Annotated in this window: 9 protein-coding genes; 5 read left to right on the forward strand and 4 right to left on the reverse strand. The window is 65.9% G+C overall.

Annotation, left to right across the window (positions count from 1 at the left end; genetic code table 11):
* Window positions 1-4: 4 nt before the first annotated feature.
* From P0R31_RS18065 to P0R31_RS18075, 3 genes are all read left to right on the forward strand, one after another.
* Window positions 5-982, forward strand: a complete 978-nt coding sequence (locus tag P0R31_RS18065; protein ID WP_275515261.1) for an ABC transporter substrate-binding protein — start codon at window positions 5-7, stop codon at window positions 980-982.
* Between the two features lie 247 nt (window positions 983-1,229).
* Window positions 1,230-2,225, forward strand: coding sequence for an SPFH domain-containing protein (locus P0R31_RS18070; RefSeq protein ID WP_275515262.1), 996 nt, complete (start codon window positions 1,230-1,232; stop codon window positions 2,223-2,225).
* Between the two features lie 55 nt (window positions 2,226-2,280).
* Complete coding sequence (locus P0R31_RS18075) at window positions 2,281-2,724, forward strand: NfeD family protein (protein ID WP_275515264.1); 444 nt, start codon at window positions 2,281-2,283, stop codon at window positions 2,722-2,724.
* A 190-nt stretch (window positions 2,725-2,914) separates the two neighbouring features.
* On the opposite strand, the gene P0R31_RS18080 is transcribed toward P0R31_RS18075, so the two are convergent.
* The gene (locus P0R31_RS18080) at window positions 2,915-3,241 is read right to left on the reverse strand and encodes a winged helix-turn-helix transcriptional regulator (RefSeq protein WP_275515266.1); all 327 of its coding nucleotides are present in this window, start codon (window positions 3,239-3,241) and stop codon (window positions 2,915-2,917) included.
* 71 nt (window positions 3,242-3,312) lie between these two features.
* On the opposite strand from P0R31_RS18080, the gene P0R31_RS18085 reads away from it, so the two are divergent.
* Entirely contained in the window at window positions 3,313-3,864 is a 552-nt protein-coding gene (locus tag P0R31_RS18085) for a carboxymuconolactone decarboxylase family protein (protein WP_275515268.1), read from the forward strand.
* A 238-nt stretch (window positions 3,865-4,102) separates the two neighbouring features.
* Here the strand turns inward: P0R31_RS18085 and P0R31_RS18090 are convergent, their stop codons facing one another.
* A complete protein-coding gene (locus P0R31_RS18090) occupies window positions 4,103-5,110 on the reverse strand; it encodes a KpsF/GutQ family sugar-phosphate isomerase (RefSeq protein ID WP_275515270.1) in 1,008 nt (335 codons plus the stop codon).
* Between the two features lie 190 nt (window positions 5,111-5,300).
* On the opposite strand from P0R31_RS18090, the gene P0R31_RS18095 reads away from it, so the two are divergent.
* On the forward strand, window positions 5,301-7,037 hold the full coding sequence (locus tag P0R31_RS18095; protein WP_275515272.1) for an outer membrane beta-barrel protein: 1,737 nt from the start codon (window positions 5,301-5,303) through the stop codon (window positions 7,035-7,037).
* 168 nt (window positions 7,038-7,205) lie between these two features.
* Here the strand turns inward: P0R31_RS18095 and P0R31_RS18100 are convergent, their stop codons facing one another.
* Together P0R31_RS18100 and gltB are read right to left on the reverse strand one after the other, a co-directional pair.
* Window positions 7,206-8,657 (reverse strand): glutamate synthase subunit beta, encoded by a 1,452-nt coding sequence (locus P0R31_RS18100; RefSeq protein ID WP_275515274.1) that lies wholly within the window; start codon window positions 8,655-8,657, stop codon window positions 7,206-7,208.
* A 157-nt stretch (window positions 8,658-8,814) separates the two neighbouring features.
* Window positions 8,815-13,560, reverse strand: coding sequence for a glutamate synthase large subunit (gltB, locus tag P0R31_RS18105; protein WP_275515276.1), 4,746 nt, complete (start codon window positions 13,558-13,560; stop codon window positions 8,815-8,817).
* Between the last annotated feature and the right edge of the window lie 148 nt (window positions 13,561-13,708).

The following is a 13,708-nucleotide window of genomic DNA, read 5'->3' on the forward strand; positions in this document are numbered from 1 at the left end:
TCTCATGAACCGCCGCCGGTGCCTGGCGCTTCTTGGGATGCTCGCGGCGCTGCCGGCCCCGGCCCTGGCGCAGCAGCCGAACGCGACACGGCGGCTCGGCGTGCTCTCGGTCACGGCTGCTGCTGATGCGATCGGCCAGACGCGCAGCATGGCCCTGGTCGAAGCGCTCGCCGGCCAGGGCTGGAAGGAGCGCGACAATCTCAAGATCGATTGGCGCAACGGCGGCGGCGACCGCGCACGCATCGCGCAGTTCGCCGACGAGCTGATCGCGCTCAAGCCCGACATCCTGCTTGCGGTCGGCACGCCCTCGGTCGAAGAGCTGCGCCGGCGCACCACGACGATCCCGATCGTGTTCGCCGTCGTCACCGATCCCGTCGGCCAGGGCTTTGTCGAAAACCTCGCGCATCCCGGCGGCAACCTCACCGGCTTTACCGATTACGATGGTCCGCTGGCCGGCAAATGGCTGGAGATGCTGACGCAGGTCACGCCGAAGGTGTCCCGCGTTGCGGTCGTCTTCAATCCCGCCACCGCGCCGTTCGCGCCCCTGATGCTGCGCACCATCGAGGACGCCGCACGGACGCTGCGCCTGACGGTCGAGCCAGCACCCGTCCATGACGCCGTCTCGATCGCAGCGCTGGCTTCCAGGCAAGACGGCGCCATCCTGGTCCTGCCGGATTTCTTCACCATGGCCAACCGCGCGCAACTGCTCTCGGCGATCGCACAGGCGCGTGTGCCCGCGGTATTCTGGAGCCGGACGTTCGTCGATGAGGGTGGGCTGATGTCCTACAGCACCGACAGCGTCGAGCAGCTCCGCCGCGCCGCGGACTATATCGACCGGATCCTGAAGGGCGCACGGCCGGCCGACCTGCCGGTGCAGAATCCCACCAAGTTTGAGCTGGTGATCAACCTGAAGGCGGCGAGAGCGCTCGGCGTCACGCTTTCCCCGGGCCTGCTTGCAATTGCGAATGACGTGATCGAATGAACCCGTCCGTGACGGACGCCTCGCCCGAATTCGTTAAATTCAAATTCCGCCGCTAGGCCTTGCCCGCGCGCTTTCAAGAGTCTGTCGCAAATACATATCGCGACCGTTCTCTTGCTGTGCGTCTTGTGTGGAATTGCTCCGATACCGACGTGAATTGCGGCCGCTGAACCGGTAGGATCGTGATCCCGACCAATGACAGCGCCGGAAAGGGCTTTTTCCTGACTTCTTGTCCCGGCTTGGAGGAGATATGAGCGGCTTCGACATTTTCGCGATTGTTCTGGTGTTGCTCGTCATCGTCACGCTGGTCGCCGGCGTGAAGACGGTGCCGCAGGGCTACGACTGGACCATCGAGCGGTTCGGCAAGTACACCCAGACGCTGAGCCCCGGGCTCAATTTGATCGTGCCCTATTTCGATCGCGTCGGGCGCAAGATCAACATGATGGAGCAGGTGATCGACATTCCCGAACAGGAGGTGATCACCAAGGACAACGCCACTGTGACGGTGGATGGCGTCGCCTTCTATCAGGTGTTCGATGCCGCCAAGGCGAGCTACGAGGTTGCCAATCTGAACCAGGGGATCACGGTGCTGACCATGACCAATATCCGCTCGGTGATGGGCTCGATGGACCTCGACCAGGTGCTGTCGCACCGCGACGAGATCAACGAGCGCCTGCTCCGCGTGGTCGACGCCGCGGTCTCGCCCTGGGGCGTCAAGGTCAACCGCATCGAGATCAAGGACATCGTACCGCCCGCCGACCTGGTCGAAGCCATGGGCCGACAGATGAAGGCCGAGCGCGTCAAGCGCGCCGACATCCTCGCCGCCGAAGGCCAGCGCCAGTCCGAGATCCTGCGCGCCGAGGGCGCCAAGCAGGGCCAGATCCTCCAGGCCGAAGGCCGCCGTGAGGCCGCCTTCCGCGATGCCGAGGCGCGCGAGCGGTCGGCGGAAGCCGAGGCCAAGGCCACGCAAATGGTCAGCGAGGCCATCGCCAAGGGCGATGTCGCTGCGCTAAACTATTTTATCGCCGACAAGTATATCAAGGCATTCGGGCAACTCGCCGACTCGCCGAACCAGAAGGTCATCATGCTTCCGGTCGAAGCGATGAGCATGCTGGGCTCGCTCGCCGGCATCGGCGAAATTGCGAAGGCCACGTTCGGCGAAGGCGCGGCGACCGCCGCCCGCCGCGGCGGCTCGGTACCGACGACTGGCAGCACGCCGCCGGCGGTGCCGCCGCGGCAGGGATAGTGACGGGCGCATGACCTTCCGATGAGGACTTGCGCCAATTGATAGGGGTCGTGTCATGACCGACATGTTCGTATCGCTCGGCAACTGGAACTGGCTGATCTTCGGCTTCATCCTGATGGCGCTGGAGGTGCTGGCGCCGGGCATCTTCCTGTTCTGGCTTGGGCTCGCAGCGTTGCTGGTCGGCCTGATCTCGTTCGCTGTTGCCATTTCCTGGCAGATCCAGCTCGTGATGTTCGCGATCTTTGCCGCCGCGGCCGTGCCGGTCTGGCGCCGTCTCGCCAAGCCGAAGCCGGACGCCAGCGCCAGCCCGTTCCTCAACAAGCGCAGCGAAGCCTTGCTCGGCCGTGAGTTCACGCTGGAGAAGCCGATCATCGACGGCACCGGCACCGTGCGAATCGGCGACACGGTGTGGCGCGTGGCCGGGCCCGATACGCCGGCCGGCACGCGGGTGAAGGTGGTACAGGTCGACGGCGCGAACCTGACGGTCGCCGCGGCGTAGCTGCTTTTTCCCTCTCCCCTTCTTGTGGGAGAGGGTGGCTCGCCGCGTAGCGGCGAGACGGGTGAGGGGTTTGTCTCCTCGATCGCTGAGCCGAGCTTTGAGGAGGCAAACCCCTCATCCGGCGCTTCGCGCCACCTTCTCCCACAAGGGGAAAAGGAAGATTGGAGCACGCAGTGGGTTTCGTTGCATCTCACCTCCTCCACCGCTCCGCAAACCTGTGCAGCGGCATGAAGGTCTCGCACAATTCCCGGCCCAGCGGCGTCAGTCCGTAACCTCCACCGTCGCCGAGCTCCACGAAGCCCGCTTCCCGCAGCTCCGTCAGCCGGGCCTGCAGCACCGTGGGCGAAGCCTCGTCGCAGGCGCTGCGCAGGGCGCGCGAGGTGAGGGGCTCTCCGCGCAACTCCCACAGGATTCGCAAGGCCCAGCGCCGGCCGAGCAGGTCGAGCAATGCCATGATCGGCCGCCCGGTGTGCGAGCCGCGGACGCTGCGTGTCCGCGATCCAGCCTGCTTCGCCATTGCCGCCTCTTGCGTTTTGCTACAGATAATGTAGCGTGCTGCTACGATAAATGTAGCATAGAGAATCGGCTATGTCCGAAGCCAGGCCGCGCATCGCGCCGCTCTCGCCGCCTTATCCCCCGCAGATCCAGGCGCAGTTCGATCGCATCATGCGCGGTGCGCCGCCGCTGGTGCTGTTCCGGGTGATGGCGGGCCATGGCCGGGCCTGGGACAAGTTTCGCGCCGGCGGGCTGCTTGATCCGGGGCCGCTCTCGCTGCGTCAGCGTGAGATCGTCATCGACCGCACCTGTGCGCTGAACGGATGCGAATACGAATGGGGCGTGCATGTCGCGATCTTCGCCGGGCCGGCGAAGCTCACCCCGGAGGAAGTGCGTGCGACGGCGCTGGGTGATGCGAATTCGCCCCTTTGGTCGCCGGCCGAGCAGGCGCTGATCGCAGCCGTGGACGCGCTGCATCATCGCGCGACGTTGAGCGACGACGAATTCGCCGCGCTCTCCGCGCATTACGACGAAGCGCAGATACTGGAAATCATGTTGCTGTGCGGCTTCTATCGCACGGTGTCGTATCTGGCGAACGGGCTGCGCTTGCCGCTGGAGCAGAACGCGGCGCGGTTTCCGGAATAAGTCTCTCCTGTCGTTGCGAGCGCAGCGAAGCAATCCAGAATCTTTCCGCGGAGGCAGTCTGGATTGCTGCGCTGCGCTCGCAATGACGGGGAGAGAGGCGTGCCAGACTCTCCCTCCGTCATTCCGGGGCGCGACGAAGTCGCGAGGCCGGAATCCATACTCACGATCGGTGGTTATGGATTCTGGGCTCGCGCCAAGTGGCGCGCCCCGGAATGACGGCCGCGAGGGACCGCGTGCCCTACGCCACGCCCGCGCGCAGCAGATCGTGCAGGTGCACGATCCCCACCACCTTGTTCGCTTCCGTCACCAACAGCGAGGTGATCTTGCGGGTGTTCAGCACCTCGATCATCTCGGTCGCGAGCATCGAGGGCGGCACGGTCTTGGGCTGCTTCGTCATGATCTCGTCGACAGTCACGGTCAGAAGGTCAGGCCGCATGTGGCGGCGCAGATCGCCGTCGGTGATGATGCCGACGGCCTCGCCCGCATCGTTGACGATGCAGACGCACCCCAAACCTTTCGCCGACATCTCGACCACGGCTTCCGACATCTCGGTTCCGAGTGGCTTGAGCGGAATCTCAGCGCCCGTACGCATGTAGTCGCGGACGAATTTCAGCATCGCACCCAGCTTGCCGCCGGGGTGGAAATGCGCGAACTCCAGCGCGGTGAAGCCGCGTCCCTCCAGCAGCGCGATCGCGAGCGCGTCGCCGATCGCGGCCTGCATCAGCGTCGAGGTGGTCGGCGCCAGATTGTGCGGGCAGGCCTCGCGCGCCTTGGGCAGCTCGATCACGAGGTCGGCGGCCTGGCCGAGCGAGGACGAAGCGTTCGAGGTCACCGCGATCATCGGGATCGCAAAGCGCGCCGAATAGTTCACGAGGTTCTTCATCTCCGGCTGCTCGCCGGACCAGGACAGTGCCATGATGACGTCGTCGGGCGTGATCATGCCGAGGTCGCCATGACCGGCTTCGGCGGCGTGCACGAAGAAGGAAGGCGTGCCGGTCGAGGCCAGCGTCGCGGCGATCTTGCGGCCCATATGGCCTGACTTGCCGAGCCCGGTGACGATGACGCGGCCCTTGGCATTGCGGATCAGCTCGACGGCCTTGGCGAAGGGCTCGCCAAGCGGGCCGCGCAGCGCGGCGGCGAGCGCATTGATGCCGCCGCTCTCCGTCTCCAGGGTGCGGAGCGCGGATTCGACGCTGTCGGGAATGGAGCCGGATGATTGGGTCATCAGCGGTTTCGAGCTCGGCATGATCTGGTCCAGGGAGAGGGGCGTTCGCCCATTGGCGCCTGCTTAGCACGCCCCGATCAGCGAGGCGACGCGCGCCCGTACGCCCTCAACCGGTCATTAACCATAATTGTTTTAACTCCATTAACGATGGTTCCCGCCAGCCGGCGGGGATGATCGAGAAAGTGTTTGATTTCGTTGGGGTAATTCCATCGTGGGGTCGTCTCCAGGCAGGGGCCGGAGCACTGTCGCGCATTTCCTGCGCGCGGCTTTGCCGTGCCTGGTGCTGACCACCCTCGCAAGCAGCCCGGCGGCGGCGCAGAGCCTGACGCCCGACCTGTTCAATCCCAACCGCGGCGCCTTCGCCTCGCCTGACACGCTGCCGACCCGCCGCACCGCCGGCGTGCCCCAGGCGCCTTCCGACGCCTTGCCGAAACTGCCTGATCCCAACGCCGACCCGCGCCAGCGCCAGCAGACGCCGGCGAGCTCGCGTGTCGGTCAGGTCCCGACCTACGGCCTGCCGGCCGCCACCGGCGCGAGCGGCTCCGGCTACGATTCGCTCAACCGCAAGCGCCAGCAGCCCAAGCTCTATCCGGGCCAGCCGAAGCCGAAGCGCGCCGGTCCCGGCTCGCCGCCGCCCGCAACGCCGGCCACGACCCTGGGCCCGCCGCGCATCGCGCCGCCGCCCTCGGAGACCGCGCACAAGGCGCCGGTGCCGGCGGCGATGGCCGGCAACGTGCCCGGCCAGCCGCTGCGCCGCCGTCTCAGGGCCGATGACGATCCGTTCGGCGCGGTCGGCGATTACGCCGGCAGCTTCCTGATCAAGGGCGGGCTCGAGCTCTCCGCCGGCTACGACAGCAATCCGACGCGCCTCAACAGGCCGGTCGGTTCGCCCGCCTATGTCATCGCGCCCGATCTGCTCGTGGTGTCCGATTGGGAGCGCCACGCACTGGTCGCCGATCTGCGCGGCTCGTTCTCGGGCTACACCAACGACATGCCGGCGACGATCAACGGCTTCGCCTCGCCATCGCCGGTCGAGGCCAATCGTCCCGATTTCAACGGCCATGTCGACGGCCGGCTCGACGTCACCCGCGACTTCAAGCTTCTCTCGCAGCTGCGCCTGCGGCTCGCCACCGACAATCCCGGCAGCCCCAACGTGCAGGCCGGCCTGCAGCGATATCCGGTCTACGCCGCCTATGGCACGACGCTCGGCTTCGACCAGACCTTCAACCGCTTCCAGGTCGCCGCCGGCGCCACGATCGATCGCACCGCCTACACCGATTCCAAGCTCACCGACGGCTCGACCTTCAGCAACGACGACCGCAACTTCAATCAATATGGCGGCGTCGGCCGCTTCTCCTACGACCTCAAGCCCGGCCTGAAGCCCTTCGTCGAGATCCAGGGCGACAGGCGCGTCCACGACCAGGCCGCCGACCGCAACGGCTATTTCCGCGATTCGAACGGCGGCTATGCCAAGGTCGGCTCGTCCTTCGAGTTCTCGCGCATCCTCACCGGCGAGATCTCGGTCGGCTATTCCGCGCGCAGCTACACCGATCCGCGCCTCAGCCAGCTCGCGGGCTTCCTCACCACGGGCTCGCTGATCTGGAGCGCCAGCGGCCTCACCACGGTGAAGTTCTTCACCGACACGCAGATCTCGGAGACCACGGTCCCCGGCTCATCCGGCGTCTTGGTCCGCACCTATTCAGCCGAAGTCGACCACGACTTCCGCCGCTGGCTCACTGCGGTCGGCAAGTTCACCTACGGCACGCTCGACTACCAGGGCCAGAACCGCAACGACAAGACCTACTCGTTCGAAAGCAACCTGATCTACAAGCTCAACCGCAACATCTGGGTGAAGGGCACGCTGCGCCACGACATCCTGAATTCGAGCCAGCCCGGATCGAGCTCGCAGGGCACGGTGGTGCTGCTGGGCGTGAGGCTGCAGAATTGAGAGCGGCTTGCGCCGAGCGCATTCAGAGCGATTACGATGCGAGGCACCGCTCTCTCTATCGTCCTTCCGGGGCGCGCGAAGCGCGAACCCGGAATCCATTTATCCAGCAACCTTGACGCCCGATGGATTCCGGGTTCGCGCAAAGTGCGCGCCCCGGAATGACCAACTCTACCGCGGCAGATCCGTCTTCCCCATCAGGAACGTGTCGATCGAGCGCGCGCACAACCGGCCCTCGCGGATCGCCCAGACCACCAGCGACTGGCCTCTCCGCATGTCGCCGGCGGTGAACACGTTCGGGCGCGAGGTCTGGTAGTCCAGCGTGTTGGCCTTGACGTTGCCGCGCGGGTCGAGCTCGACCGCGAGCAGCTTGAGCAGGCCCTCGTGCACGGGGTGGACGAAGCCCATCGCGAGCAGGACCAGCTCGGCATCGAGCTCGAACTCGGTGCCGGCGATCGGCTTGAACTTGTCGTCGACGCGGACGCAGTGCAGCTTCTTGACCTGGCCGTTCTCGCCGGAAAACTTCTGGGTCAGTACGGCGTATTCGCGCACCGCGCCTTCGGCCTGGCTCGAAGAGGTCCGCATCTTCAGCGGCCAGTTCGGCCAGGTCAGGCCCTTGTTCTCGCGCTCGGGGGGAGCGGGCATGATCTCGAGCTGGGTCACTGAGAGCGCGCCCTGGCGCAGCGAGGTGCCGATGCAGTCGCTTCCGGTGTCGCCGCCGCCGATGACGACGACATGCTTGCCGCCGGCCAGGATCTCCTGGACGCCGCCGAGCGGTTCCTCGGAGACGCGGCGGTTCTGCTGCGGCAGGAAGTCCATGGCGTAATGGATGCCGGCGAGCTCGCGGCCGGGGATCGGCAGGTCGCGCGGGGCCTCCGCGCCGCCGGTCAGCGCCACGGCGTCGTACTCGTTGAGCATCTCGCGCGGATCGACGTTGCCCTCGGCCCCGACATGGCTGTTGCAGTGGAAGGTGACGCCTTCGGCTTCCATCTGCTTGACGCGGCGGTCGATGACGCCCTTCTCCATCTTGAAGTCGGGAATGCCGTAACGCAGCAGGCCGCCGGCCTTGGCGAACTTCTCGTAGACGTGGACGTCGTGGCCGGCGCGCGCCAGCTGCTGCGCGCAGGCCATGCCGGCGGGACCCGAGCCGATCACGGCGACCTTCTTGCCGGTCTTCTCCGCGGCGACTTCAGGCTTGAGCCAGCCATTGTCCCAGGCGCGGTCGACGATCGCGCATTCGATGGTCTTGATGGTGACGGGGTTGTCGTCGATGTTGAGCGTGCAGGACGCCTCGCACGGCGCCGGGCAGATGCGCCCGGTGAACTCCGGGAAATTGTTGGTCGAGTGCAGGTTGCGCGATGCCTCTTCCCAATTGCCCTGATAGACGAGGTCGTTCCAGTCGGGAATCTGGTTGTTGACCGGGCAGCCCGGCGTGCCCGGCGCGACCGAGCCGGTGCCGTGGCAATAGGGAATGCCGCAGTTCATGCAGCGCGCGGCCTGATCGCGCACCTCCTTCTCGGAGAGCGGAACGACGAATTCCTTGTAATGCTTCACGCGCTCGGCGACCGGGGTGTACTTGCGGTCGTGCCGTTCGATTTCCAGAAAACCCGTGATCTTGCCCATTAAACCCGAAGTCCCTGCCGCTTAAGTTCTTTGTTCTCTCTCTCCTCATCCTGAGGAGCGGCGCGCTCTTCGCGCCGCGTCTCCAAGGATGAAGGCCCGGATGGCTGTCTCATGGTTCGAGACGGCGCTTCGCGCCTCCTCACCATGAGGGCTTTTCTTACGCCCCGATCGCGATTTTCGGCTCGGCGTCCGCGTTGGCGGCCATCTCGCGCAGCGCGCGCCGGTACTCGACCGGCATCACCTTGCGGAATTTGGGCAGCCAGTCCTTCCAATTGGCGAGGATCTCGGCGGCACGCTTGGAGCCGGTCGCCTTGGCGTGGCGCGAGATCAGGACGTGCAGCCGCTCGACGTCGGAGGCGAGCAGATTCTTGAACACGTCGACCCGGCCATGCGCCTCGAGGTCGCCGGCGTGGTGATAGGTACCGGCGTTGATCAGCTCCTCCGACAGCACCGGCTCGAGCTCGACCATGCTGAGGTTGCACAGCCTGTCGAAGTCGCCGGCCTCGTCGAGCACGTAGGCGATACCGCCGGACATGCCGGCCGCGAAGTTGCGCCCGGTCTTGCCAAGCACGACCACGATGCCGCCGGTCATGTATTCGCAGCAATGATCGCCGGCGCCCTCGACCACGGCGATCGCGCCCGAGTTACGCACCGCAAAACGCTCGCCGGCGATGCCGCGGAAGTAGCACTCGCCCTCGATCGCGCCGTACATCACGGTGTTGCCGACGATGATGCTCTCTTCCGGCACGATGGCCGAGTTCCTCGGCGGCTTGACGATGATCTTGCCGCCCGAGAGGCCCTTGCCGACATAGTCGTTGCCTTCACCTTCGAGCTCGAAGGTGACGCCGTGGGCGAGCCAGGCGCCGAAGGCCTGACCTGCGGTGCCCGTGAGGCTGACATGGATGGTGTCGTGCGGCAGGCCGGCATGGCCGTAGATCTTGGCGACCGCGCCGGACAGCATCGCGCCTGCGGAGCGGTTGGTGCTGTTGATGGCGGCCTCGATCTTCACCGGCGCGCCGCGGTCGAGCGCTGCTTGCGCCTTCTCGATCAGCGTGCGGTCGAGCACCGCCTCCAGATGATGGTTCTGGCGCTCGGAGTGATAGATCTTCTGGCCCTTCTCTTCCTTCTGCTTGACGAAGAGCTTGGAGAAGTCGAGGCCCTTGGCCTTCCAATGCGCGACCAGCTTGGTCTGGTCGAGCAGCTGCACCTGGCCGACCATCTCGTTGAAGGTGCGGAAGCCGAGCGAAGCCATGATCTCGCGGACTTCCTCCGCGACGAAGAAGAAGTAGTTGATCACGTGCTCGGGCTGGCCGGTGAAGCGCTTGCGCAGGACGGGGTCCTGGGTCGCGACGCCGACCGGGCAGGTGTTGAGATGGCACTTGCGCATCATGATACAGCCGGCCGCAATCAAGGGAGCGGTGGCGAAGCCGAACTCGTCGGCGCCCAGCAGTGCGCCGATCACGACGTCACGGCCGGTGCGGAAGCCGCCGTCGACCTGGACCACGATGCGGCTGCGCAGCCGCTCGCGCACCAGGGTCTGGTGGGTTTCGGCGAGCCCGATTTCCCACGGCGATCCCGCATGCTTGATCGAGGTCAGGGGCGAAGCACCCGTGCCGCCCTCGAAGCCCGCGATGGTGACATGGTCGGCGCGCGCCTTGGCAACGCCCGCGGCGACAGTGCCGACACCGATCTCGGAGACGAGCTTGACGGAGACGTCGCCCGTCGGGTTGACGTTCTTGAGGTCGTAGATGAGCTGCGCCAGGTCCTCGATCGAATAGATGTCGTGGTGCGGCGGCGGCGAGATCAGGCCGACGCCCGGCGTCGAGTGCCGCACTCTGGCGATGGTCGCGTCGACCTTGTGGCCGGGCAGCTGGCCGCCTTCGCCGGGCTTCGCGCCCTGCGCCATCTTGATCTGCATCATGTCGGAGTTGACGAGATACTCCGTGGTGACGCCGAAGCGGCCCGAGGCGACCTGCTTAATCGCCGAACGCATGGAATCGCCGTTCGGCATCGGCTTGAAGCGGTCGGCTTCCTCGCCGCCTTCGCCGGTGTTCGACTTGCCGCCGATCCGGTTCATGGCGATCGCGAGCGTGGTGTGCGCCTCGCGCGAGATCGAGCCGAAGCTCATCGCACCGGTGGCGAAACGCTTGACGATCTCCTTGGCCGGCTCGACCTGGTCGAGCGGCACGGGCTTGCGCTTCTCCTCCTCCGCGCCCTTGATCCGGAACAGGCCGCGCAGCGTCAGCAGGCGCTCCGACTGTTCGTTGAGGATCTTGGCGAAGGCGCGGTAGCGCTCCTGCGAATTGCCACGCGCGGCGTGCTGCAGCAGCGACACCGACTCCGCGGTCCAGGCATGGTCCTCGCCGCGGCTGCGATAGGCATATTCGCCGCCGACATCGAGCGCGGTCTTGTAGACCTGCGCCTCGCCGAACGCGTCGGCATGACGGCGCACGGCTTCCTCGGCGATCTCGCCAAGGCCGACGCCCTCGACGCGGGTGTGCGTGCCGGCGAAGAACTTGGCGACGAAGTCTGCCTTGAGGCCGACCGCGTCGAAGATCTGCGCGCCGCAATACGACTGGTAGGTCGAGATGCCCATCTTGGACATCACCTTGAGCAGGCCCTTGCCGATCGACTTGATGTAGCGCTTGACGATCTCATAGTCGTCGAGCGAGCCGGGCAGGCGGTCCTTCATCGCGGTGATGGTTTCGAACGCGAGGTAGGGATTGATCGCCTCGGCGCCGTAGCCGGCAAGGCAGGCGAAGTGATGCACTTCACGCGGCTCGCCGGATTCGACGACGAGGCCGACCGAGGTGCGCAGGCCGGTGCGGATCAGGTGATGATGCACGGCGGCGCAGGCCAAAAGCGACGGGATCGGCACGCGGTCGGTGCCGACCATGCGGTCGGACAGGATGATGATGTTGACGCCCTCGCGCACCGCGCTTTCGGCGCGCGCGCAGAGCTCGTCCAGCACCTGGTCCATGCCCGCCGCGCCGAGACCGGCGTGGAAGGTGGTGTCCAGCGTGCGCGACTTGAAGTGCGACTCCGCCACCTCCGAGATCGAGCGGATCTTTTCCAGGTCCGCGTCGGTCAGGATCGGCTGGCGCACTTCGAGGCGCTTGGTCGTGGCCATGCCCTGCAGGTCGAACAGGTTCGGCCGCGGCCCGATGATCGAGACGAGGCTCATCACCAGCTCTTCGCGGATCGGGTCGATCGGAGGGTTGGTGACCTGCGCGAAGTTCTGCTTGAAGTAGGTGAACAGCGGCTTGGCCTTGTCCGACAGCGCCGAGATCGGCGTGTCGTTGCCCATCGAGCCCGCGGCTTCTTCGCCCGTGGCCGCCATCGGCGTCATCAGGATGGTGATGTCTTCCTGGCTGTAGCCGAACGCCTGCTGGCGGTCGAGCAGCGACAGGTTGGAGCGCACGCCCGTGGTCGGCACCTTCGGCAGGTCTTCGAGCACGATCTGGGTCCGCTCCAGCCACTCCTTGTAGGGATGGCTGGCGGCGAGCGAAGCCTTGATCTCGTCGTCCGGAATCAGGCGGCCCTGCTCGAGATCGACCAGCAGCATCTTGCCGGGCTGCAGCCGCCACTTGGTGATGATCTGGTCCTCGGGGATCGTCAGCACGCCCATCTCGGACGCCATGACGATGCGATCGTCCTTGGTGACGAGATAGCGCGCGGGCCGGAGGCCGTTGCGGTCGAGCGTGGCGCCGATCTGGCGGCCGTCGGTGAAGGCGATCGCGGCGGGACCGTCCCACGGCTCCATCAGCGCGGCATGATATTCGTAGAAGGCGCGGCGCTTCTCATCCATCAAGGGATTGCCGGCCCACGCCTCCGGAATCATCATCATGACGGCGTGCGGCAGCGAGTAGCCGCCCTGCACCAGGAATTCGAGCGCGTTGTCGAAGCAGGCGGTGTCCGATTGTCCTTCATAGGAGATCGGCCAAAGCCGGTTGATGTCCTTGCCGTAGAGCTCGGAGCTGACCGAGGCCTGGCGCGCCGCCATCCAGTTGACGTTGCCGCGCAGCGTGTTGATCTCGCCGTTATGCGCGATCATGCGGTAGGGATGCGCCAGCGACCAGGCCGGGAAGGTGTTGGTCGAGAAGCGCTGGTGCACGAGCGCGAGCGCGCTCTCGAAGTCAGCCTCGTGCAGATCGGGATAGTACTTGCCGAGCTGGTCGGCGAGGAACATGCCCTTGTAGATCACGGTGCGGCAGGACATCGAGCACGGGTAATAGCCGGCAAGGCCGCGGTCGCGGCGCTGGTAGATCGCCTGCGAGATCGACTTGCGCAGGATGTAGAGCCGGCGCTCGAACTCGTCCTCGGTCTTGGCGGTGCCGTTGCGGCCGATGAACACCTGCATGCAGGCGGGCTCGGTCGGCTTCACGGTGACGCCCAGCGAGGAATTGTCGGTCGGCACGTCGCGCCAGCCGAGCAGGGTCAGACCTTCTTCCTTGATCTGGTCGGCGACGATGCTCTTGATCACGTTGCGCCAGGCGGTGTCGCGCGGCATGAACAACGCGCCGATGGCGTATTCGCCCGGAGCTGGCAGCGTAAAGCCGAGCTCCGCGGCCTTGCGGCTGAAGAAGGCGTGCGGGATCTGCACCAGAATGCCGGCGCCGTCGCCGGCGCGCGGGTCGGCGCCGACGGCGCCGCGATGCTCGAGGTTGCAGAGGATGCTCAGCGCGTCCGAGACGATCTCGTGCGACTTCTTGCCCTTGATGTTGGCGATGAAGCCGACGCCGCAAGAATCCTTCTCCAGGCTCGGATCGTACAGGCCTTCGGCTTTGGGGCGCGAATTGTGCTCTTGAATCGGTGAGGTGATCGGATCGGTCGTTTTCGAGGCGACCGTCGCCGACAGCTCTTCTGCCACGATGCTTGCGCGCTCGAATTGCGACCCGTTCATTGTTCCTATCCTCTCCATGCGGCAAGCTGCCTCACCGCCATCTTCGGCGCACCTTGGGCGTTCCGCGGCACCCGCCTCTGGGTCACCGCTCGTCCGTTGCGAGCCGCATTTTCTTAAATTCAGGCCTCGGCGTTCTTCGTCCCCGAGA

The organism is Bradyrhizobium yuanmingense (assembly GCF_029167105.1).
GTDB lineage: Bacteria > Pseudomonadota > Alphaproteobacteria > Rhizobiales > Xanthobacteraceae > Bradyrhizobium > Bradyrhizobium yuanmingense_A.

Excerpts from the sequence above, each read along its gene's own strand:
- P0R31_RS18085 (WP_275515268.1), top strand. The coding sequence starts at position 3,313 with ATGTCCGAAGCCAGGCCGCGCATCGCGCCGCTCTCGCCGCCTTATCCC.
- P0R31_RS18080 (WP_275515266.1), bottom strand. The coding sequence starts at position 3,241 with ATGGCGAAGCAGGCTGGATCGCGGACACGCAGCGTCCGCGGCTCGCAC.
- P0R31_RS18070 (WP_275515262.1), top strand. The coding sequence starts at position 1,230 with ATGAGCGGCTTCGACATTTTCGCGATTGTTCTGGTGTTGCTCGTCATC.
- P0R31_RS18075 (WP_275515264.1), top strand. The coding sequence starts at position 2,281 with ATGACCGACATGTTCGTATCGCTCGGCAACTGGAACTGGCTGATCTTC.
- P0R31_RS18065 (WP_275515261.1), top strand. The coding sequence starts at position 5 with ATGAACCGCCGCCGGTGCCTGGCGCTTCTTGGGATGCTCGCGGCGCTG.
- gltB (WP_275515276.1), bottom strand. The coding sequence starts at position 13,560 with ATGAACGGGTCGCAATTCGAGCGCGCAAGCATCGTGGCAGAAGAGCTG.
- P0R31_RS18100 (WP_275515274.1), bottom strand. The coding sequence starts at position 8,657 with ATGGGCAAGATCACGGGTTTTCTGGAAATCGAACGGCACGACCGCAAG.
- P0R31_RS18090 (WP_275515270.1), bottom strand. The coding sequence starts at position 5,110 with ATGCCGAGCTCGAAACCGCTGATGACCCAATCATCCGGCTCCATTCCC.